This is a genomic window from Campylobacter pinnipediorum subsp. caledonicus (assembly GCF_002022005.1).
GTDB lineage: Bacteria > Campylobacterota > Campylobacteria > Campylobacterales > Campylobacteraceae > Campylobacter_A > Campylobacter_A caledonicus.
The window spans coordinates 1,535,965-1,558,806 of the sequence record NZ_CP017258.1; the positions used below are offsets into that span (position 1 = coordinate 1,535,965).

16 protein-coding genes and 1 pseudogene are annotated in these 22,842 nt (G+C 32.5%); 5 read left to right on the forward strand and 12 right to left on the reverse strand.

The window, feature by feature from the left end; all coding sequences use genetic code 11:
* Window positions 1–49: 49 nt before the first annotated feature.
* Both CPIN18021_RS07760 and rdgB read right to left on the reverse strand, forming a co-directional pair.
* On the reverse strand, window positions 50–1,273 hold the full coding sequence (locus CPIN18021_RS07760) for a saccharopine dehydrogenase family protein (protein WP_069636812.1): 1,224 nt from the start codon (window positions 1,271–1,273) through the stop codon (window positions 50–52).
* A gap of 94 nt (window positions 1,274–1,367) precedes the next feature.
* Window positions 1,368–1,985, reverse strand: coding sequence for an RdgB/HAM1 family non-canonical purine NTP pyrophosphatase (gene rdgB, locus CPIN18021_RS07765; RefSeq protein ID WP_078424772.1), 618 nt, complete (start codon window positions 1,983–1,985; stop codon window positions 1,368–1,370).
* 108 nt (window positions 1,986–2,093) lie between these two features.
* Between rdgB and CPIN18021_RS07770 the strand changes: the two genes are divergently transcribed.
* The gene (locus tag CPIN18021_RS07770) at window positions 2,094–3,392 is read left to right on the forward strand and encodes an MFS transporter (protein ID WP_078424773.1); all 1,299 of its coding nucleotides are present in this window, start codon (window positions 2,094–2,096) and stop codon (window positions 3,390–3,392) included.
* 124 nt (window positions 3,393–3,516) lie between these two features.
* Window positions 3,517–7,083, forward strand: coding sequence for a pyruvate:ferredoxin (flavodoxin) oxidoreductase (gene nifJ, locus CPIN18021_RS07775; RefSeq protein WP_078424774.1), 3,567 nt, complete (start codon window positions 3,517–3,519; stop codon window positions 7,081–7,083).
* A gap of 493 nt (window positions 7,084–7,576) precedes the next feature.
* Here nifJ and CPIN18021_RS07780 read toward each other — a convergent pair whose 3' ends face one another.
* From CPIN18021_RS07780 to recA, 7 genes and pseudogenes are all read right to left on the reverse strand, one after another.
* Window positions 7,577–9,793, reverse strand: a complete 2,217-nt coding sequence (locus CPIN18021_RS07780) for an autotransporter outer membrane beta-barrel domain-containing protein (protein WP_078424775.1) — start codon at window positions 9,791–9,793, stop codon at window positions 7,577–7,579.
* A gap of 206 nt (window positions 9,794–9,999) precedes the next feature.
* The gene (locus CPIN18021_RS07785) at window positions 10,000–10,632 is read right to left on the reverse strand and encodes an NAD(P)H-dependent oxidoreductase (RefSeq protein WP_078423846.1); all 633 of its coding nucleotides are present in this window, start codon (window positions 10,630–10,632) and stop codon (window positions 10,000–10,002) included.
* 17 nt (window positions 10,633–10,649) lie between these two features.
* Window positions 10,650–10,871 (reverse strand): annotated as a pseudogene (locus CPIN18021_RS07790) (NAD(P)H-dependent oxidoreductase); the annotation flags it as partial.
* Between the two features lie 51 nt (window positions 10,872–10,922).
* Window positions 10,923–11,735: an AMIN domain-containing protein gene (locus CPIN18021_RS07795; RefSeq protein WP_078424777.1), complete on the reverse strand. Its 813-nt coding sequence runs from the start codon at window positions 11,733–11,735 to the stop codon at window positions 10,923–10,925.
* A gap of 5 nt (window positions 11,736–11,740) precedes the next feature.
* A complete protein-coding gene (locus CPIN18021_RS07800; protein WP_078423849.1) occupies window positions 11,741–12,028 on the reverse strand; it encodes a septum formation initiator in 288 nt (95 codons plus the stop codon).
* Window positions 12,025–13,275 carry a phosphopyruvate hydratase gene (gene eno / locus CPIN18021_RS07805; protein WP_078424778.1) on the reverse strand — a complete coding sequence of 417 codons (1,251 nt, stop codon included), beginning with the start codon at window positions 13,273–13,275 and terminating at the stop codon, window positions 12,025–12,027. The genes CPIN18021_RS07800 and eno overlap by 4 nt, the downstream gene beginning before the upstream one ends.
* Window positions 13,275–14,372 carry a recombinase RecA gene (recA, locus tag CPIN18021_RS07810; RefSeq protein WP_078424779.1) on the reverse strand — a complete coding sequence of 366 codons (1,098 nt, stop codon included), beginning with the start codon at window positions 14,370–14,372 and terminating at the stop codon, window positions 13,275–13,277. Before recA ends, eno begins: the two co-directional genes overlap by 1 nt.
* A 542-nt stretch (window positions 14,373–14,914) precedes the next feature.
* Here recA and CPIN18021_RS07815 point away from each other — a divergent pair.
* The gene (locus CPIN18021_RS07815; protein WP_078423852.1) at window positions 14,915–16,372 is read left to right on the forward strand and encodes an alanine/glycine:cation symporter family protein; all 1,458 of its coding nucleotides are present in this window, start codon (window positions 14,915–14,917) and stop codon (window positions 16,370–16,372) included.
* 254 nt (window positions 16,373–16,626) lie between these two features.
* On the opposite strand, the gene CPIN18021_RS07820 is transcribed toward CPIN18021_RS07815, so the two are convergent.
* From CPIN18021_RS07820 to CPIN18021_RS07830, 3 genes are read right to left on the reverse strand one after another with little or no spacing between them, the layout of a single operon-like run.
* The gene (locus CPIN18021_RS07820; protein WP_226996009.1) at window positions 16,627–17,754 is read right to left on the reverse strand and encodes a cytochrome d ubiquinol oxidase subunit II; all 1,128 of its coding nucleotides are present in this window, start codon (window positions 17,752–17,754) and stop codon (window positions 16,627–16,629) included.
* A complete protein-coding gene (locus CPIN18021_RS07825; RefSeq protein ID WP_078424781.1) occupies window positions 17,748–19,265 on the reverse strand; it encodes a cytochrome ubiquinol oxidase subunit I in 1,518 nt (505 codons plus the stop codon). Before CPIN18021_RS07825 ends, CPIN18021_RS07820 begins: the two co-directional genes overlap by 7 nt.
* Window position 19,266: 1 nt before the next feature.
* A complete protein-coding gene (locus tag CPIN18021_RS07830) occupies window positions 19,267–19,482 on the reverse strand; it encodes a DUF4492 domain-containing protein (RefSeq protein WP_078423855.1) in 216 nt (71 codons plus the stop codon).
* Window positions 19,483–19,644: 162 nt separating this feature from the next.
* On the opposite strand from CPIN18021_RS07830, the gene CPIN18021_RS07835 reads away from it, so the two are divergent.
* The gene (locus CPIN18021_RS07835; protein WP_078423856.1) at window positions 19,645–21,276 is read left to right on the forward strand and encodes a CTP synthase; all 1,632 of its coding nucleotides are present in this window, start codon (window positions 19,645–19,647) and stop codon (window positions 21,274–21,276) included.
* Window positions 21,260–22,837: a single-stranded-DNA-specific exonuclease RecJ gene (recJ, locus tag CPIN18021_RS07840; RefSeq protein ID WP_226995979.1), complete on the forward strand. Its 1,578-nt coding sequence runs from the start codon at window positions 21,260–21,262 to the stop codon at window positions 22,835–22,837. The genes CPIN18021_RS07835 and recJ overlap by 17 nt, the downstream gene beginning before the upstream one ends.
* Window positions 22,838–22,842: the final 5 nt, after the last annotated feature.

A 22,842-nucleotide genomic window follows, 5' to 3' on the forward strand; every position in this document is an offset into this window, starting at 1 on the left:
TTTACAGCCAAAATTTTGGCTGTAAAATTTATATCATAAAAAGCAAAAATTAAATTTTTCTTATCATTTCGTATCTCTCGCCCGGTTTCATTTCTATTATCTCCCAAGGAAGTCCTTGTTTGTTTAACTCATCCATAAATTCTTTGGCATTGAAATTTTCCATATTAAATACACCTTTGCCATTCCAAATACCTTTCGCTACCATCATAGAGCCTATCATAGCAGGAACACCTGTTGTGTAGCTAACAGCTTGGGCGCCAGTCTCTTTATAACACTCTTCGTGATCACATACATTATATATATAAACTTGTCTCTCTTTTCCTTGATGTATACCTCTTATCACACAACCTATATTTGTCTTGCCCTTTGTTCTAGGACCAAGACTAGCAGGATCTGGCAAAAGTGTCTTTAAAAACTGAATAGGCACTATCTTAACACCGTTATGCTCTACCTCATCAATACGTAACATTCCCACATTTTGTAAGCATTGCATATGCGTTAGATAGCTTTGTCCAAAAGTCATAAAAAATCTTATTCTTTTAAGCCCTTTTATGTTTTTTATCAAGCTTTCAAGCTCTTCGTGATAAAGCAGATAACTATCCTTTACACCAACCTTTGGATAATCCCAAGCAAAAGAAATCTCCATAGGCTTTGTCTCTATCCACTCGCCATTTTCCCAGTATCTTCCGTTTGCTGATACCTCTCTAAGGTTTATCTCGGGATTAAAATTTGTAGCAAAAGGATATCCGTGATCTCCGGCATTACAGTCTAAGATATCGATCTCATGTATCTCATCAAATAAATTTTGCTGAGCATAAGCACAAAAAACATTTGTAACACCAGGGTCAAATCCACTTCCAAGCAACGCCATTGTGTTTGCATTTTTAAAGTTTTCATCTTTTTCCCATTGAAGCTTATACTCAAACTTTGCAGTATCTGGATGTTCATAGTTTGCAGTATCTATATAAGGAATTCCAGCCTTTACGCAAGCATCCATCAAAGTAAGGTCCTGATAAGGCAAAGCCACATTTAAAAGCAAATCAGCACCTGTCTTTTTTATAAGCTCTACAACTGCATCGGTGTCATCAGCATCAATTTGCTCGGTTTTTATATCAACTCCAACTTTTTGTTTTATAAAAGCAGCTATCGCATCACATTTGCTTTTTGTCCTACTTGCCAGTGTTATGCTTGTAAAAACATCGCTATTCATAGCGCATTTAACGGTAGCTACTTGACTTACACCGCCAGCGCCTATTATCAATATATTTGACATTAATAATCCTTTTTAAAAATTTGTGTGATTATATTATATTTAGGCTTATTTTAAAAATTTACACTAATAAGCCAGCTTAATTCAAAAGCTAAATTTATCTAGCAAACTTTTTTTGTAAAGTTTTTAGCACTATTTTTGCCAACTCTAAGCCCTTTGAGCGATGAGAAATTTCTAGTTTTGTCTGATAATCAAGCTCACCAACAGTCTTATCAAAACCATTTGGCACAAACATAAAGTCATAGCCAAAGCCGTTATCTCCACGCTCCTCATTAATCACATCTCCATACATAAATCCATGAGTACAAAACTCTCCAAATTTAGAAGAAATCGCTATACAGGCTACATAGTGCGCTTGTGCGGTTGTGATATTTAGTCCATTTAGCTCTTGTATGAGCTTTGTTCTATTGCTCTTATCTGTTGCATTTTCACCACTAAAACGAGCAGAGTAAATCCCAGGTCTTCCACCAAGCACATCAACACAAATTCCACTATCATCACTAAGGGCTACAAACTCATCATCAAGTCCAAGCTCTTTTAGCTTATCATATACGGCATTTGATTTTATAAGCGCATTTTCCTTAAATGTAGAGCCACTTTCTACTATTTCAAATGGTTGCATTATCTCACTTAAGGCATAAATTTCATAATCTTTTAGAAATTCCTTGATCTCTTTTACTTTATCTTTATTTGAAGTAGCTAAAACAATTTTCAATTTTAGACCTTTTTTTGTATTTTTAAAATCTCTTTATTTTATCAAAATGTTGTTTAAATTTAAAAAGTGTGCTAAAATTGACATTTACACAAAAAATAGGGAAGAAATATGCTTAAAAGTGTTTTACCGCTTAGTTTTATTGTTGGAAATAGATTTTTTGGCATCTTTATAGTTTTGCCAGTGCTTAGTTTATATGCACTAAAATTAGATGGTGCAAACGAAAAATTAGTTGGTTTTTTAATAGGTGGCTATGCGATAACACAGATGATCTTTCAAATACCATTTGGTATTTTATCCGACAAAATAGGAAGAAAAAAAACACTTACGATAGGCTTACTTATATTTATAGCAGGCTCTTTCATAGCAGCAAATGCAACAGATATATATACGATGATAGCAGGCAGACTGCTTCAAGGTGTAGGAGCCATAGGGGCTGTCGTAACGGCTATGATTAGTGATTGTACCACAGAAGAAAATCGCTCAAAAGCAATGGCTATAATGGGTATTTTTATAGGTATTGCTTTTTCAGCATCCATGTCATTAAGCCCTATTTTAAGTGAAAAATACGGCATAGGTTCTTTATTTTATATAAGCGGACTGCTTAGCGTATTATGTATAATACTTTTATTTACAGCTGTTCCAAAAGAGAAAAAGATACTAAATCACAAAAATAAAGAAAAATTTTCTTTATTGCAATTATTTTCACAAAAAGACCTTATGATAATAAATCTCACAAGTCTTATACAAAAAATGTTAACAAGCATAGCATTTTTAACCATACCAATTATACTAGTTAAAAATCTTGGATATCCTAAATCTGATCTATCAACAGTTTATGCCACTAGTACGTTATTTGGATTTATTGCGATGGGCATTGGTGGGTTTATAGGTGACAAAAAAGGAATGTCAAAATACATTTTGCTAATCGGAGTTGTGTTATTTATAAGCTGTTATAGTGTGTTTAGTATTGCAAAAACACCATTTGTATTTATAGCTGGTGTTGTGATATTTTTTATAGGATTTAACTTACATGAGCCTATAATGCAATCTTGTGCAACAAAATTTGTAAAAACACAACAAAGAGGAAGTGCTTTAGGTGTATTTAATGCATTTGGTTATCTTGGAAGCTCCATAGGTGGCATACTTGGGGGATATATACTTCACGAATACGGCATGTTCGAACTAGCTATACTTTGTGTTATTATATGTTTATTGTGGTTTATAGCACTATTAAACATGAAAGATCCAAGAGTTTTTAAAATAATAGAATTAGAAAAAGATGTTGATTTAAAAAAAATAATAAGACTAAAAGGTGTGTTTGATATATTTGCAGATGAAAATAATAAATTTATAAAATATGACAGCACTCTATTAACTGAAGAAAATATAAAAAAATTATTAAATTAAAAATATATATTTATAATATGATTTTATACTTAATTTTTTTTAAAAAAAATTAAGTAATAGTTAAAAAAATTATAATATAATTTAAGTTTGAAAAAACAAATACCTTAAAGAAAAGGATACGAACATGAGTAAACCAACGAAACCAATGAAAACAATGGATGGTAATGAAGCAGCTGCTTATTCTGCTTATGCCTTTACAGAAGTTGCTGGTATTTATCCAATAACACCTAGTTCGCCTATGGCTGATTATACAGATGTATGGGCTAGCCAAGGAAAGAAAAATATCTTTGGAATGCCTGTTAAGATTATAGAAATGCAAAGTGAAGCAGGTGCGGCTGGTGTTGTACATGGTTCTTTGCAAGCAGGTGCTTTAACTACAACATATACAGCATCGCAAGGTCTTTTACTTAAAATACCAAACATGTATAAGATGGCTGGTCAGCTATTGCCTGCTGTAATACATGTTAGTGCTAGAAGTATCGCGGCACAAGCGCTTTCTATCTTTGGAGATCACCAAGATATATATGCCTGTCGTCAAACTGGATTTGCAATGCTTGCTAGTGGTTCTGTCCAAGAAACAATGGATCTAGCTGGTGTAGCTCACTTATCAGCCATAAAAGGTAGAGTTCCTTTCTTGCATTTCTTTGATGGTTTTAGAACAAGCCATGAAATACAAAAAGTTGAGCTTATGGATTATGCCCATTTTGATAGACTTGTTGATAGAGATGCTATAGCTAAGTTTAGAGATGAAGCTATAAACTCTGAAAGTCCTAAAACAAGAGGAACAGCACAAAATGATGACATATATTTCCAAACAAGAGAATTATCAAACAAATACTATGATGCTGTGCCTGATATAGTAGCTGGTTATTTAAAAGAAATTTCACAAATAACAGGAAGAGATTATAAACCTTTTAACTATTACGGACACCCTGAAGCTGACAGAATAATAATTGCAATTGGTTCTGTTACACAAACATTAGAAGAAGTTATAGATCATCTAATAGAAAAAGGCGAAAAAGTAGGTGTTATAAAAGTTCATCTATATCGTCCATTTAGTACAAAATATCTATTTGATGTTATGCCAAAAACTGTTAAAAAAATCGCTGTTTTAGATAGAACAAAAGAGCCTGGTTCATTAGGTGAGCCTTTATATCTTGATATAAAAACAGCATTTTACGGTAGCGAGTTAAATCCTATCATAGTAGGTGGAAGATATGGTCTAAGCTCGAAAGACGTAGATCCTGCTCAAATGATAGCTGTTTATGACAACCTAAAACTAGACAATCCTAAAAATGGCTTCACTGTTGGTATCGTTGATGATGTTACATTTAAGTCATTAGAGGTTGGAGAAAAAATTTCACTAAGCGACAAAGATGCTATAGAGTGCCTATTCTATGGTCTTGGTGCTGATGGTACAGTTGGTGCTAACAAAAACTCAATTAAAATTATCGGAGACAAAACAGATCTTTATGCACAAGCTTATTTTGCATATGATAGTAAAAAATCTGGTGGTTACACAAGAAGCCACTTGAGATTTGGAAAAAATCCTATAAGATCTACTTATCTAGTTTCAACTCCTCACTTTGTTGCATGCTCTGTTGCTGCGTATCTTGATATCTATGATGTTATAGGTGGAATTAGAGAGAACGGAACATTCCTTCTTAACTCTATTTGGGATGCAGAAGAAACAATCGCAAAAATTCCAAACAAAGTAAAAAGAATACTTGCTAAGAAAAAAGTTAATTTTTATATCATTAATGCAACAAAATTAGCTCACGAAATAGGATTGAAAAATAGAACAAATACTATTATGCAATCTGCATTCTTTAAACTTGCAAAAATTATACCTTTTGAAGATGCTCAAAAATATATGAAAGAGTATGCATACAAAACTTATAACAAAAAAGGTGAAGCTATAGTTGAAATGAACTATCAAGCTATAGACAGAGGTGCTGATGAGCTTGTAAAAGTTGAAGTTGACCCTAGCTGGGCAAATTTAGAAGATGAGAAAAAAGTAGAAACAAATAACTATGTTGGTAGTGAATTTATTGAAAAAGTTGTAAAACCTATCAATGCAGCAAAAGGCGACCAATTACCTGTTTCAGCCTTTATAGGATTTGAAGATGGACACTTTGAGTCAGGAACAACAGCTTATGAAAAACGTGGTGTTGGTGTAACAGTTCCAAAATGGATAGAAGAAAATTGTATCCAATGTAACCAATGTGCGTTTGTTTGCCCACACGCTGTTATTCGCCCATTCCTTATAAACGATGAAGAGTTAGAAAAAGCTCCTCAAACAGTTAAAGATCACGTTCTAGAGGCAAAAGGTAAAGAAGTTAAAGGATTAAAATACAAAATCCAAGTTAGCCCTCTTGACTGTACAGGTTGTGAACTTTGCGCACAAAACTGCCCAAGCAAAGAAAAATCACTTGTAATGGTTCCACTTGAAGAAGAGATGGATAAAAATGAGCAAGTAAATGCTGATTATCTATTTAAAGAAGTTACATACAAAGATGATATAACTGGAAAAGACAATGTTAAAAATGTAGGTTTTGCTCAACCTTTATTTGAATTCCACGGTGCTTGCCCTGGATGTGGCGAAACTCCTTACATAACACTTTTAACAAGATTGTTTGGCGATCATATGATAATCGCAAATGCAACTGGTTGTAGTTCAATCTATGGTGGCTCTGCGCCTTCAACTCCTTATACTAAAAACTCAAAAGGTCGTGGTGTAGCTTGGGCTAACTCACTATTTGAAGACAATGCTGAGTTTGGTATGGGTATGAAGATAGCTTCTGAAACTATGCGTCATCGTATAGAAGATATAATGCTTAGAACAAAAGATCAAGTTCCAAATTCTCTTGCAGCATTATATAATGACTGGTTGGAGCGCAGAAATGACTCTGTTGCAAGTATGCAAATAGCAGATAAGCTTATAGAAATACTAAATCAAAACAAAGATGTTGAAGGTGTTAATGAACTACTATGCCTTAAAAAATACTTCAACTCAAAATCTCAATGGATAATAGGTGGTGATGGCTGGGCTTATGATATAGGCTTTGGTGGTCTTGACCATGTTTTAGCTAGTGGTGAAAATATAAATGTACTGGTTCTAGATACAGAGGTTTATTCTAACACTGGTGGCCAAAGCTCAAAATCATCAAGAACTGGCTCAATAGCACAATTTACAGCTAGCGGAAAACCTGTTCAGAAAAAAGACCTTGGTTATATAGCAATGAGTTATGGCAATATATTTGTTGCTCAAGTAAACTCAAATGCTTCACAAGTAAATGTTATAAAAGCGATGTTAGCAGCTGAAGCATATAATGGCCCTAGCCTTGTAATAGCATACTCTCCTTGTATAGCTCACGGTATCAAAGGTGGTCTATCACAATCAGGTAACCAAGCTGAACTAGCAACAAAATGTGGTTACTGGCCAACTTATATTTATGATCCAGAGCTATTAAGAGCTGGTAAAAACCCAATCAAAATAACCTCTAAAGAGCCTGATTGGAGTCTTTATGAGTCATTCTTACTAAACGAAGTAAGATATAACGCTCTTAAAAAAGCAAATGCTGAGCATGCACAAGAGTTGTTTGATCACAACAAGGCAGATGCTCAAAGAAGATATCGCCAATTAAAACGTTTAGCTACAGCTGATTTTAGCGACGAAATAGCCGAATAAACCTCATTTGGTTGCACATTTAAGTGCAACCAACTATTATTATAAAAAATATTTTCCCCATAAAATACTGATTATTAATTTATCAAACTGAGCAAAAAAATATTAAAAAATAAATATCAAATTTAGATAAACCAATACGACAAATTAAACCCAGACAAATCAAGTAGTATAAATTTTAAGGATTTACAAGAGCTTCAACGCACTAAAAATCTTTCAAAAATTTAGCAATAAATGATAAATAAAAAATCAAATAACAAAATCATAGAAGTAAATCACAAGGCTCTTAAAGAACACTACTTGTTTATTACTATTTTATAGGTGGATTTGTTAAGCCTAGAAGAAGTAAACGATTTATTTTAAGCTATTTTGCATTATGAGACACATTAAAACAAATTATTTGATATAAAAATTAGTTTTTTACAAAGAAAAAATATAAATATAACACATAACAACCACCAACATAAATCAGTGGTTGTTATAGTTTATCTAGACATTAAAACTTATAAGAAAGTCCTACAGTTCCATTGTAGTATTTTGATTCTGATTTAGCTTTTACGCCAAAGTTTATATTTGTAGATAGATTATCAGTTAGTTTCATCTCTGCACCTGTTTTAAGTGTAAAGAATGTATGCTTATCTTTTTTAGATGCATATTTGATATTTTCTGTTGAGTTTACAAATGCTAGTTCTGTATCTTTCATACTTTTACGTAACTCTTTTTGGATACCTGGAGTTATGTATAAGAAGTTACCGTTTGCTATGTATTTTCTAAACTCTACTGCTGCTTTAGCTGATAGTGTTTTTACAGTAGTTCCTTTAAAGCTTACAGGAACTTTACCAGTTTCTTTAAAGCCTTTAGTACTTACATGGCTATATTCTAAACCAATCATTGGTTTCATAAAAGAGTTGTTGTTTGTATCAAATATATGACCATAATCAATACTTGCATCAAAGAATTTAGTATTATATTTACCATTAGCATCAAAGTCTGGGTTTGTAGTTACTTTTCTATCTAGTTTGTTTTTACCTTTACCATAAGATACTTTAGCATCTATTTCGTTTTGATCAATATACATTCTAGTATAAGCACCAAAGTGGTAGTTATCTGATTTGGTTGTTAGTGTATTGCTTGATGACTTAGCATTAGTATATCCAGCATATCCACCAATTATCATATTATCAAATGCTTTATCATAACCTAGCATAAATCCATAAGTATTTGTATTTGCTTGAGATTTTAATTTAGCTTTACCACCCATGATATTTCCCCATAGGTTGCTGTCATAGTTAAATCTATTTGTATACTCTTTTACTACACTTGAAAGAGTATCTGCATTATCTGCAAATTTATTATCACTTAGATTTTTTATAGCATAAGCTAATGCTAGATCATCATTTAATGGATTGCTTAGTTTAGCAAGTCTTGAGTTTATAGCTGAACCAACACTTGATAAAAGTGTATCTACTGTTTTATTGTCTTTAAACTCTTTTGAAACTTCTTCTAATGTGCTATTTATATTTTTAGCTAAAGTAGCTATGTCTTTGGCTTTAACATTAAGTAGTAAATTTTCAACCTCTTTATTATTAACAACAGATAATAAAGATGATGTTGTTTGAGCTTCATCTTTGTTTAGTTCTAAATTTTTATCACTTGATATAGCCTCTGCTCTATCTTTTTTGGCTTTTTCTAGTTTTTCATCTAGTTCTGCTAAGGCTTTTTTTCTTGCTTCTGGGTCTTTTGCTAATTTAGCTAGTTCTTGGGCTTGTTTTAGTTCTTTTTCGGCTTGTTCTAGTTTTGGTTCTAAATCTTGTAATGCTTTTTCGGCTTCTTTTTTGGCTTGTTCTAGTTCTTGTTGTGCTTTATTTAGTTTTGGTTTTAACTCTTCTATTAATTTTTCTTGTTTTGTGATTTTATTAGTTTCTTCTTGGATTTTATCTCTAGCTGTAATTATTTTTTCTAATTCTTTTTTAATATTATCTGCTTCATCTCTCACATGTCCTATTAGTTTTATTAAACCTTCGCCATTATTATTGCCTATAATACCATTTAGCTCTTCTGTCAATTCTTTCTTTTTATCTTTTTCTTTTTCTAATTTAAGTTCGTTAAACTTTGCTTCAACAACCAAACCTATTTTATGTAGTTTTTCTAATATATCTATTTTTTGATCATTGTTAATGCCCTCTTTATCTTTTGCTAATTTTTCGAATTTGTCATAAGCATAGTCACCGTCACCTTTTAAAATATCAATAGCTTCTCTAAGATCCTTTTTAGAACCTTTAAAATTCTTATAATTTAATTCCTGTAATGCACCGTATAATTCAACTTGTTCTTCAATTGTTTTATTTAAAATAGTTTTTGTTTTTCCATCTTTTTCAAATGCTTTTGTTTCTGCTTGTTTTTTTGCTTCTTCAGCCGCTTTTCTTTGTTCTTTTGCTATTTCTGCTGCTGTTTTTGCTTGTTGGGCTTGTTCTTTTAATTTTTCTACTTCTTTTTGTGGTTTTAAAATTTGATCTTTTTCTTTTTCAATTTTTTCTTTTTCTTGTTTAAGTTTTTCAAGATATCCATCTTTACTAGCTTCTTCTAGTTTTTTTATCAAGTCTGATTTTTCTTTTTGTGCATTATTTATTTCATCCAAAGATGAACCACCATAAGCATTTATCGTTATCATTGCACCTATAATAGTTGCACTAGCAATCATTGAAATTTTCATTTTTTCTCCTTAAATAAATTTAGCTAGGTATTTTACCCCCCCCCCCTATTAAAATAAGCTAAATATTTAGAATAAATTTGTATATCTTAATAAAATTTTAAAGCAATATGCCTGACAAAAACAACAAATTCAAATTTGTATTTTAATGGAAGTATTTTATATGTATAGATAAGATTTCAAGCCCAAAAACTAGGCTTGAAAAGTATTTATTTGATCCAAGACACTAGGCTTTTTATATCTCGGCGATATTTAACAGGCTGTTCGTTTAGACGATATCCAACCGGTAGCATTATAGCTATGCGATGTTTTCTTGGGTCTAAGCCAAGTATCTCGCCGACAGCTAATCTATCAAAACCTTCCATAGGACAACTATCTATACCTTTAAATGCAGCAGCATTCATCATATTTGTAACAGCAAACATAGCTTGCGCATGAGCCCAAGTATAAAGTAGCTCTTCTTCATCTTTAAAACTATTTTTTAGAAAATTTCTATAAAACTCAACTCTTTTGGCCTTTTCTTCTTCGTTTTTATCTGGTCTCATACCAACAACTTGTTTTACATAATCACCATCACTTTTAAGCTCTGAAAGCTTAGATAGTATAAGTATCAAATGAGAAGAAGTGGTAACTTGCTGTTGATTATAACTTTTTTCTTGTATCTTTTTGCGAAGTTCTTTGTTTTCAACCACTAAAAAATCCCAAGGCTCAAAACCCATAGAGCTAGGACTAAGCCTGCCTGCTTCTAGTATATAGTTTACATCATCATCAGATACTTTTTTGTTTTCATCAAAAATTTTAGTAGCATGACGAAATTTCAAAATGTCAAGATAATCTTGCATAATTCTTCCTTTATAAATTAGTTTTTAAGAAGAGTTACATACTTATCTGCATAGTTTTTGATATCATCATCACTTGCATTTAAAGCACCGCCACTTACAAATATTTTATTGATATTCATACCGCAATAGCCACCTGTTGTTTGAAGTGGCAACAAAAGCTCATCATAAGCAAGAGCTACTTTACCTTGTTTAGAATACTCAGCTTCAGCCACTCCTGAACTCACTGCTATTTGAAATTGCTTACCTTTGAGACATAATCACAACTGTTTTCATTTTTTGCTCCTTAAAAGTTACTTGTGTAACTTTATACTATATCCACTTAAATTTTGCAAATTTAAAAAACTATACTTATATTTTTTATCTAATTTAATAACCACACGATAATAGCCATTATGCCAACCAACTGTGATATCTTTAAAAGCACCACAATCAACATTTACATTGCTTGTTTTAAGCCTATTTTTTCTTTTAAAATCAATAACAATCTTATTTTTTTCATACTTAAAGTGTTTAACGACCTTATCAGGTGTTAAAATTTTCATACTCATTGGGTTGATATCAAATTTTAAAAAGTCAAACACTTTGATGATTTTTAGCGGAATTTGAACTTGCGATATAGATATATTTTGTGTGTCTTTAATATCTATTTTTGTATTTTCATTTGATGCAACAGATGATATTTTCATCTCTTCTGGCACTGAGATTATTTTTTTTGTTTTATTGTCATCTTGTGTTGAGTTTATATCAAGAATCTTAATGCTGCTTTTTTCTGGCATAGTAACAGAAACATCAAGTTTTTCACTCTTTGGAATTTCTAGATCTTTTATCTTAGCAATCACATATTTATTTTTGAAATTTATAGTTTCATTTATGTCTAGTTTTTTCTCTTTTATATTGCCATCACTTGCTCTATATTTAAATTTAACATCAAGAAGCAAAGAGGCATCGCTAGGAAAACTTACATTTTTCTTTTCAAATTCTTTATACTCTTCTTTTATATTTGTAGTAACTACACTTGTGTTTAAATCACTCATAGAAACAAAAGGATTTTCTCTTGCATAAGCACCAAAAACCAAAACAAATATCAATAAAATTTTATTCATCACACTCACTTTTTATTCACATCGGATTCAAGATCTTTTAGTTCAAAATACTCTTTTTGCAATCTAGAATTTTCTTTTTTCAGATACTCAACATCTTTGATTAAGTTTTCTTTTTTGTTTTGCAAACTAAGCATAACATCCAAAGACCTCTTTCCAAATAACATATTTCCTATATATATGCCAAACAAAATAACACAGCTAATAACACCAATGTATTTTAAAATTTCAAAAAAAGAGTATTTTTTCTTGAGCTTTTTTTGCTCTTTGTCATACTCTTTTAAAATTTCACTCAAATTTTATTTCCCAAAAATTCACTAGTTTCTAACTCTATTTCAAGAAGTCTGTTGTATTTTGCATTTCTTTCGCTTCTACTTGTAGCACCAGTCTTTATCTCGCCTGTATTTAAAGCAACGGCAAAATCAGCAATAAAACTATCTTCACTTTCGCCACTTCTATGACTCATTATACAACGATAGCCATTTCTTTGAGCAAGGCGAACTGTTTGCATTGTTTGAGACACAGAGCCTATCTGATTTGGCTTTATCAAGATAGCATTTGCGATACCTTTTTGTATGCCTTCATTTAGTATCTCTTCATTTGTTACAAATAAATCATCGCCTACCAACTGAACCTTGCTTCCAAGCTTATCTGTTAGGATTTTCCATCCATCCCAGTCATCTTCGCTAAGCCCATCTTCTATAGAAAAGATAGGATATTTATCGCACAATCCAACATAATAATCAACAAGTTGTTCACTGCTTAATTTCTCTCCACAAACTTCATATTTTCCATCTTTATAAAGTTCACTAGATGCTACATCAAGTGCTAGTTTTATCTGCTCTCCAGCTTTGTATCCAGCTTCTTGTATAGCTTGCATTATTAGTTTTATAGGCTCTTCATTGTCTTTTAAATTTGGAGCAAAACCACCTTCATCGCCAACTGCCGTGCTATGTCCTGCATTATTTAATATGTTTTTTAGTTTGTGATAAATTTCAGTAGCCGCTCTTAAAGCATCACTAAAATTTGAAAAACCAAAAGGCATAATCATAAACTCTTGAAAATCAACACTATTGTTTGCATGAGCACCGCCGTTTATTATATTAAACATTGGAACCGGAAGCACACTAGCATTTGCACCACCAAGATATCTATACAAAGGCATATTTAAGCTTTTTGCTGCTGCCCTAGCTACTGCCATAGAAACACCCAAAACTGCATTTGCACCTAAATTTGAATAGTTTTTAGTTCCATCAAGTTCAAGCATCTCGTCATCAATCGCTTTTTGATTGTAAGCATCAAGGCCTATTATGGCTTCTGCGATTTTTTCATTTACATTTGAAACCGCAGTTAAAACACCTTTCCCACAATATCTTTCATCTTTATCTCTTAATTCAAGAGCTTCTTTTTTACCAGTGCTTGCACCACTTGGCACTATCGCACTCTCAACAGTTCCATCACTTAATGTAACAAAGGCTTTTATCGTTGGGTTGCCTCTACTATCTAAAACCTCTATAGCACTTACATCTTCAATATATACCATTATTCATCCCCCAAATCATCTTCTGTTTTATTATCATCTTTATCGTTGGTTAAAATTTGAGCTACCCCCATAGAACTTTTTATAGTTTCTATAATCTCATTTGCGATATCTTGATTTTCTTTCAAATAAGCCTTTGAGTTCTCTCTACCCTGACCCAATTTACTTGTTTTATAACTAAACCAAGCTCCGGACTTATCTATAACATCAAGCTTAACACCATAATCAATAATCTCACCTTCTCTACTTATACCCTCGCCAAACATTATGTCAAACTCAGCTGTTTTAAAAGGTGGCGCCACTTTGTTTTTAACAACTTTGACTTTAGCTCTATTTCCTATTGGTTCATCGTTTTGTTTTAGTGTAGCAACTTTTCTTACATCAAGTCTAACAGAGGCATAAAATTTAAGTGCATTTCCACCTGTTGTTGTTTCAGGTGTTCCATATCCCATTGCACCTATTTTCATACGAATTTGATTTATAAAAATAACAGTTGTTCCCATTTTATGAACAACGCCAGTTAGCTTTCTAAGTGCTTGGCTCATAAGTCTTGCTTGAAGTCCAACGTGCTGATCACCCATATCGCCCTCTATCTCGCTTTTTGGAGTTAGTGCAGCAACACTATCAACTACTATAAGATCAATAGCTCCACTTCTTGCTAGTGTTTCTACTATATCCAAAGCTTGTTCGCCAAAATCAGGCTGAGAAACATATAAGTTGTCAGTATCAACACCTAAATTTGAAGCATATTTTACATCAAGGGCATGTTCTGCATCCACAAATGCACAAGTTCCACCCGCCTTTTGAGCTTGTGCTATGACATGAAGCGTTAAAGTAGTCTTACCTGAGCTCTCAGGACCATATATCTCTACAATACGACCTTTAGGAACACCGCCTATACCAAGAGCCAAGTCAAGCCCCAAAGAACCAGTTGGTATAGAATCAATAGGCTCAACTTCTTTATCGCCAAGTCTCACCATAGTGCCTTTACCAAAAGCTTTATCTATCTGCTTTAAGGCAAGGTCTAATGCCTTTTTTTTCTCTGTATCATTTTTCGTTTCTATAGTTTCTTTATCTTTTTTTTTCGTATCTTTTTCCATATATTACCTTAAATAAAAATTTACTAGATTTTATCCAAAAAATATGAAAATTCACTTTAAATAACTACAATTATAGTTGCATAAATATTTTTAAACTCCATTTTCTATTATCGATACCATTAAACTTCTTGACATGAGCCACCTTTTGACTTTCATTAAGAGTTTTTGGTATCTTTGTAAAGACTTTTATCTATAATTTATATCTTTAAGTATGTTTTTTCTAGCTGTGAATCACAAAATACATCATCAAATAAATAGCTACTTGCTACTATATCTTCATCTTGTTCTATGTCTAAATTTGCAGTGCTACATCTTTTAAAATCTTTAAATTATCCAAATTCATCATTATGCTTGCCTTATCTTGGATTTTTTGTTCTTGCAAAATTAAGATTTTTACAAGATTAAAAAACCAAAAAATTCAAGTAAACTTTACACCAATTCTCAAACAATAATAAAATAAAACACTTTTTAACAAAATATTACTAAAATTAAAGTGTTTTTAGCATAAAATAAAAAACTTAAATATTTTAAAAGGAAGGTAAGTGAGTGAACTATCAAATAATCTATTAACAATTTTAACTCAAATTGTTAATACTCTAAACAACTACTTATGGAGTAGTTTGGTTTATATACTTCTTGCTGTTGGTATATATTTTACAATTCGCACAAGATTTTTACAGATTAGGCTTTTTAAACAAAGTATCCGAAGAATGGTTGTAGGAAAAAGAGTTTCGACCCATGCCATAAGTCCGTTTCAAGCTTTTGCAACTGGTCTTGCTAGCAGGGTAGGTACGGGAAATGTAGCTGGCGTTGCCATAGCAATTAGCCTAGGTGGTGCTGGCGCTGTGTTTTGGATGTGGGTTACGGCGCTCATAGGCATGTCTTCAGCCTTTGTAGAAAGCTCATTAGCTCAACTTTATAAGATAAAAAATCCTGATGGAAGAGGATATAGAGGTGGTCCAGCATACTACATCACTCAAGGTCTAGGAATGAGATGGCTTGGCGTAGCTTTTGCTGTATCTTTAATACTAGCTTTTGGTTTTGTTTTTAACTCTGTTCAAGCAAACACAATAACAGCAGTTACATCAAAAGCATGGGATTGGAATATAGAGTACGTAGCTGTTGGGCTAGTTATATTGACCGCACCTATTATATTTGGTGGTATAAAAAGAGTTGCCAAGGTGGCTGAGAAAATAGTTCCTATAATGGCTTTGGCTTATTTACTAATAGCTGTTTACATCATTATCGCAAATTTTGGTGAAGTTCCTGTTGTTTTTGGTAAAATATTTGAAGATGCCTTTAATTTTAGCGCAGCCGGTGGTGGAGTTGTAGGTGGTCTTACGGCAGCTATGCTAAATGGTATAAAAAGAGGACTTTTCTCAAATGAAGCTGGCATGGGTTCGGCTCCAAATGCGGCAGCAGCAAGTGATGCTTGGCACCCTGCGAACCAAGGTCTTATACAAATGCTTGGTGTTTTTGTGGATACTATAGTAGTTTGTTCTTGCACAGCATTTATCATACTTCTTAGTGGAGCTATTGGCACTGAGGGTATAGACGGCGCTCAAATAACACAGCTTGCTATACAGCACAGTGTTGGCGACTGGGGTGGAAGCTTCCTTGCTATATTGTTATTCTTCTTCTGTTTTAGCTCTATCATAGGAAACTATGCTTATGCGGAAAGCAACATGCAATTTATCAAAAACTCCCCAATTACATTAACTATATTTCGTATAATTGTGCTATTTATGGTGTATTTTGGATCGGTTCAAAAGGTAGGTTTGGTATGGGATATGGCAGATGCCTCAATGGCTATAATGGCTGTTATAAACTTAATTGTGATTGTAATAATGGCACCTACAGCTATACTTTTATTAAAAGACTTTGAAGAACAAGTAAAAGAACACCATAGCCCTGAATTTGACATTAGCAAATATCCAGAACTACATAAAAAAGTCGGATCTGATGTATGGGTCAAAGGTAAAACTGAACACGGCTTTTGATATCAAATATGGTATAAAACATAAAGCAACCTTGGTGTATAGAGTTTAATGCCAAGGTTAAAATCTTATAATATAATAAAAGATTCTATAATAAAGTGGTCTTAAAAATAGCTAGGTTTTATACTAGCTATTTTGACTCATTTTTTTCTCGTTTTTCTGTCTCTTTTATATTTAAAATAACAAATTTATAACTTAAAAATAGGGATAAAATCCATAAAAAAAGAAAAAATAGTGCTGATGTCATCTAAAACTCCTTAATAAGCATGATGATCATTTTTTATCTCATCAGCTGTTATTTTTTTACTATCCATTGATCTCCAAACAACAAAGATATACCCCAATACAAATGGTATAAGCAAACTAACATAAAACATAGTATTTAAAGTATAATGGCTAGAACTAGCATTTTTTATAGTAAGCGAACTTTGCAAATCATAAAAAGATGGATAAAATGCTGTATTGTTTAATCCAGTTGCTAAAAATAGTGCGGTTACAGCCATAACAATGCCAAATCCATAATAAACAATAGCATAAATACTTTTTGTAAAAGCACCTTTAAATATACCATAAAGTGTCAAAACAACACCAATAACAAGCATAGCAAAAACGGCTGGTAAGTTTAAAAGATTGATAAAATATTTGTATTTAACCATAGAAACCAAACCATCTTGTGAGTATTCAAAACCATCTTTTAAAAATACCCAAGCCAAAAATACTAAAAATATAGGTAAAAATATAAGTGTGTTTTTTAAAACTGCCTTTCTGGCATTTAGTCTTATCTCATCATCGTTTATATTATTTATAAGGTATAAACACCCCCCTATCCTTGCAAGAAAAAACAAAGAAAGTCCAAGAGTATAAAGCATTGGATTACTAAGTGCTTCAAGTCCACGCATAGAATTTTGCCACTGGACAAAATTATGATCGTTTAGACTAAAACTACTACCTGAAAAAAATGTAGCGACCGCCATTCCTATAAGGATAACACCCACAGAACCATTTATAAAAAGAAAAATTTCATATGTCTTTGTGCCTAAAAAATTATCCGGTTTTTTTCGGTATTCATAACTTACAGCTTGAATAATAAAACAAAAAAGTATTCCAAGCCAAACCCAATATGCTCCACCAAAACTAGTTGAATAAAAAAGCGGGAAAGCTGCAAAACAAGCACCACCAAACATAACAAGGGTAGTAAATGTAAGCTCCCATTTTCGCCCTACTGAGTTTATTATCATATCTTTTTGTAAGTCATCTTTTGCAAGCGTAAAAACTAATGTTTGTCCACCTTGAACAAACATCATGAAAACAAGTAATCCGCCAAGTAAACTTACCAAAAACCACCAATAAATTTGTAAAAATTCTAACCCTATCATAATCAAAATCCTAACTTTATCTGTTTTAACATAATTTTTATTTCGGCTATCAAAAGCACTGTAAACAATACAGCAAAAGCAAAAAATGATATCTTCACATTCACATCAGATAAATTTGTAGCACCTACGCTAGTTGGCATAAGATCTTGAACAACCCAAGGCTGTCTACCAACTTCAGCCACAACCCAACCTGCCTCAGCCGCGATGTAACCAAGTGGAATACTTAAAACACATATCCAAAGAAGTTTTTTAAATTTAGTTATATCGTTTGCCATACACAAATAAGTAACAACTAAAAATAAAAATATAAAAAAGCTTCCTAAAGCAACCATTATATGAAAGCTATAAAACGTAGTAGCAACCGGCGGTATAGCATCTGTTGGGTCTTTTAAGTAACCATATCCAAGGTATTTGATATTTTCATCGAGGGTTGATTTTGCACTACTCATCATATCAATATCTTGATTTTTTTTAGCTTCTTTATACTCCCTTAAAGCATTTACGGCAATTTTACCTTTATCAATTTTAGATATTATACTCTCGACTCCGTGTTCTTCATTTCCATAAATCAAATCATCTATACCTGCGACAAATGCTTTATAATCCCTTTGCCCCAACAAAGAAAGTAAATAAGGAACTTCTATATCAAAAACGAAAGGCTTTTTCTTATCACCGGGTTGCTTGTTTGTATCAAGCAATCCAAATGCGATCAAACCTTGTCTTTGATTTCCTTCATAAAGTCCCTCCATAGCAGCTAGTTTCATTGGCTGAACCTGTGTTACTTGATATGCGCTTTCATCTCCACTAAAAAGGAAAAATAAAGATGTTATAAGACCAAAAGAGGTAGCTACTATCATAGATTTTTTAGCCATTATGATATTTTTACCTTTTAATATAAACCAAGCCGATATTCCTATAACAAATAAAGCAGATATTGTATAACCACTAGTTACTGTATGTAAAAATTTTATAAAGCCAACAGGACTAAGCGCAACTTCAAGGAAACTTTGCATTTCCATCCTTGCCGTATCTGGGTTAAATTGCATACCTATTGGGTATTGCATCCAGCCATTGGCTATCAAAATCCACATAGCACTAAAGTTTGAACCAATAGCAACTAACCAAGTTGATATAAGATGAAATTTCTTACTTACTCTGTCCCATCCAAAAAACATAACAGCAAAAAATGTGCTTTCAAGGAAAAATGCAACAATGCCTTCTATAGCCAAAGGAGCTCCAAAAATATCTCCAACAAACCAACTATAGTTTGCCCAATTTGTCCCAAACTCAAACTCCATAATAATACCTGTCGCAACACCTATTGCAAAGTTTATACCAAAAAGCTTGAGCCAAAATTTAGTTATTCTAAGCCACTCTTCACTGCCTGTTTTTATATAAATACTCTCCATTATAGCAACAATAAAACTAAGACCCAAAGTTAATGGAACAAACAAAAAATGATATATTGAAGTAAGAGCAAACTGAGCTCTAGACCAATCAACAGAACTTAATTCAGCCATTTTATTCCTTTGTTAGATTTAAAAGCACGAAATCACTTTTTTCTTGATTTGATTTAAATTTAGAATTTAAAGTATTATCAAACACAAAAACTTTAAGAACACCAAACATAATTACAAGCTTAATTATTATAATAAACCAAAGCTTTCTTCCAAGCTTCATATTCTTAAAGCCATCAATATAAAATTTAAAAAAATTAGTTATATATTTCTTATACATTTAAGTGAAATTTTATAATAATAAAACTTAAACATTTATTTCATCTGCACTAAAAATTTTAAACCAACAAAGTATACACTTATGATATTAAATAATTAATCATATTTAAAATTTTAAAAAGATATAATTTGTCTATAAAAAATAATAGATGAAGGAAAAATTATGTCAAAGCAAACAAAGTATATTTTTGTAACAGGCGGGGTGCTAAGCTCACTTGGCAAAGGCATAGCGGCTGCTAGTATTGGGACACTACTTAAAAATGCTAATTTAAAAGTAAGTATTTTAAAGGCTGACCCATACATAAATGTAGACCCTGGCACAATGAGTCCGCTCGAACATGGAGAGGTTTTTGTAACAGATGATGGAGCTGAAACAGACCTTGATTTGGGACACTATGAGCGTTTTTTGGACGAGAACTTGAGTCAAAACAACAACTTTACAACAGGAAGAGTTTATAGCGCTGTTATAGAAAAAGAGAGAAGAGGCGACTATCTTGGTAAGACTATTCAGGTTATACCACATATAGTTGGTGAAATAGTTGATAGAATCAAAAAAGCCGGAGAAGGCAATGATATACTTATAGTAGAAATCGGCGGAACGGTAGGAGATATAGAAGGGCTTCCTTTTTTAGAAGCAATTAGGGCTTTAAGAACCGAAGTTGGCAGAAAAAATGCGATGAATATTCACCTTACTTTGGTGCCTTTTATAAAAGTTGCTGGCGAACTAAAAACAAAGCCTACTCAACATAGTGTTGGAGAACTTCGCCGTATAGGCATAACACCTGACATGATTATTTGCAGAAGCGAAATGCCTTTAAACCGTGAATTAAAAGATAAAATAGCTCTTAGTTGTGGGGTAGAGAAAAACTGTGTAATAGAAAGTGCTGATAGCACTAGTATATATCAAATTCCACTAGCATTTTTAAAACAAGATATACTTACCCCGATAGCTGAGACATTAGAGCTTGGGAAATTAACACCTGATATGCAAAACTGGGACAGCTTGGTCAAAAGAATCATAGCTCCAACAGGAGAGACAACAATAGCATTTGTTGGAAAATATATTGATTTAAAAGAGAGTTACAAAAGTCTTACAGAAAGCATTATACACGCTGGTGCAAACCTAGATGCAAAAATAAACCTAAAATGGGTAGATAGCGAAAAAGTAGAAAAAGACAATGTCAATGAAATTTTAAAAGATGTAGATGGTGTGTTGGTTGCTGGTGGGTTTGGAGAACGGGGAGTAAGTGGCAAAATACTAGCTATACAATTTGCTAGAGAGAACAAAAAACCATATCTTGGAATTTGTCTTGGTATGCAACTTGCACTAATTGAATTTGCTAGAAATGTTTTGAAGCTACAAGATGCAAACTCAATTGAGTTTAATGAAAACTGCGAAAATCCTATAATCTATCTAATAGATAGCTTTATTGATGCGCACGGAAAAGAGCAAATAAGGACACACAAAAGCCCACTAGGTGGCACAATGAGACTTGGAGCTTATGAGTGCAATGTAAAACCGAACTCTATTTTGTCAAAAATTTATTCAAACCAAAAAGTTATAAAAGAAAGACATCGCCATCGCTATGAAGCAAATCCAAAATACAAAGAAAGTTTTGAAAAAAATGGTCTTATGATAAGCGGAACAAGCAATGGGTTAATTGAGACAGTTGAGCTAAAAGACCATCCATTTTTTATAGGAGTCCAATTTCATCCAGAGTTTACATCTCGCTTAACAAAACCAAATCCGACAATATTAGGTTTTATAAAATCAAGCATTGAAAATGCTAAATAAAGATGATATAAGGAATTTACTTGAGCTAAGATTTAGTAAAGACATTCATAAAAAGCTCTCCGAAATTCCTAAGCCCTGCGACTTAAAAGACACATTTAAGGGCGCAGAGCGAATAAAACAAGCCATACAAAACAACGAAAACATAGTTATTGTCGGAGACTATGATGTTGATGGTGTTATATCTTGTGTGATAATGGCTGATTTTTTTGATGATTTAAAAGTTAAAAATTATAAAGTTAGAATCCCAAATAGATTTAAAGATGGCTATGGACTAAATCCAGCTATAATAGATGAGTTTAAAAATGCTGATTTAATCATAACCGTAGATAATGGAATAAGCGCCAATGAAGCCGCTAATATGTGCAAAAAATTAGGCATAGATCTTATAATAACAGATCATCATATGCCGCTACCCGTATTGCCAGATGCCTATGCGATAATAAACCCAAAACAAGAAGATTGTTGTTTTCCAAATATTGAAATTTGTGGAGCACAAGTAGCTTGGTATCTAATCGGTGCTTTAAAAGAGGTATTTGGTATAAAATACGACATGGGTAAGTTTTTAGACCTGCTATCTATAGCCATCATAGCTGATATGATGGAACTTCGCGACATGAATAGAATACTTGTAAAATTAGGCATAGAAAAATTAAACAAATCAAGAAGAGTTGCATTTTGTGCCATTAGGGATTTTTACGGGAAAGATAGATTTGAATGCGATGATATAAGCTTTTTAATAGCGCCTTTGATCAACTCAGCCGGAAGAATGGACGATGCTATAAATTCATTTAATTTTTTACGAACAAAAAATATTAATGATGCATACAAATATCTTGATGTGATAGTTGAGTTTAATAACTCAAGAAAAGAGGAAGAAAGAATACTCTTTGAAGATTCTAAAAAATGCGTAAATGAAAATGAACACATTATCGTTACTTGGGGTGAAAATTGGCATGAGGGAGTTATCGGAATAGTAGCTAGTCGTCTTGCTAAACATTTTAAAAAACCAGCAATAGTATTTAGTGTAGATAAAGACAAAGCAAAAGGAAGTGCGAGAAGCATAGGAAAGATAGATATTTTATCTTTGATAGCTGAACACGAAGAGCTTTTAATGAGCTTTGGTGGACACAAAGGAGCGGCTGGACTTGTATGCGATCCTATAAATTTAGATAAATTTAAAGAGTCTATAAACAACAGTTGCTTTTTAATGGACTTGCATAAATTTAGCACAAATGATGAGTTTTTAGGAGAAATTAGCCCTAAAGAGATAGATTATTCTTTGCTTGAAATTTTAGAATACTTTGAGCCTTACGGACAAAAAAACCCTCGCCCTATATTTAAAATTCAAAACATGACCGTAAAAAACGATAAATTAATAGGAAAAGAACAAAACCACCTAAAGCTCATTTTGCAAAAGGGCGAAAAAACGCTTGAAGCATTGTTTTTTAATTTTACAAGACACGTAAGAACTGGAGAAAAGATAGATATAGTTTTTTCTGTATCAAAAAATTCTTTCAGAGGACTTATCACACCTCAACTTCTAATAAAAGAGATAATTTGAACCTT

Coding starts and splice junctions, on each gene's coding strand:
- CPIN18021_RS07760 (WP_069636812.1), bottom strand. CDS start 1,273: ATGTCAAATATATTGATAATAGGCGCTGGCGGTGTAAGTCAAGTAGCT.
- CPIN18021_RS07770 (WP_078424773.1), top strand. CDS start 2,094: ATGCTTAAAAGTGTTTTACCGCTTAGTTTTATTGTTGGAAATAGATTT.
- nifJ (WP_078424774.1), top strand. CDS start 3,517: ATGAGTAAACCAACGAAACCAATGAAAACAATGGATGGTAATGAAGCA.
- CPIN18021_RS07780 (WP_078424775.1), bottom strand. CDS start 9,793: ATGAAAATTTCAATGATTGCTAGTGCAACTATTATAGGTGCAATGATA.
- CPIN18021_RS07785 (WP_078423846.1), bottom strand. CDS start 10,632: ATGCAAGATTATCTTGACATTTTGAAATTTCGTCATGCTACTAAAATT.
- CPIN18021_RS07795 (WP_078424777.1), bottom strand. CDS start 11,735: ATGAATAAAATTTTATTGATATTTGTTTTGGTTTTTGGTGCTTATGCA.
- eno (WP_078424778.1), bottom strand. CDS start 13,275: ATGGTATATATTGAAGATGTAAGTGCTATAGAGGTTTTAGATAGTAGA.
- recA (WP_078424779.1), bottom strand. CDS start 14,372: ATGGAAAAAGATACGAAAAAAAAAGATAAAGAAACTATAGAAACGAAA.
- CPIN18021_RS07825 (WP_078424781.1), bottom strand. CDS start 19,265: ATGGCTGAATTAAGTTCTGTTGATTGGTCTAGAGCTCAGTTTGCTCTT.
- CPIN18021_RS07830 (WP_078423855.1), bottom strand. CDS start 19,482: ATGTATAAGAAATATATAACTAATTTTTTTAAATTTTATATTGATGGC.
- CPIN18021_RS07835 (WP_078423856.1), top strand. CDS start 19,645: ATGTCAAAGCAAACAAAGTATATTTTTGTAACAGGCGGGGTGCTAAGC.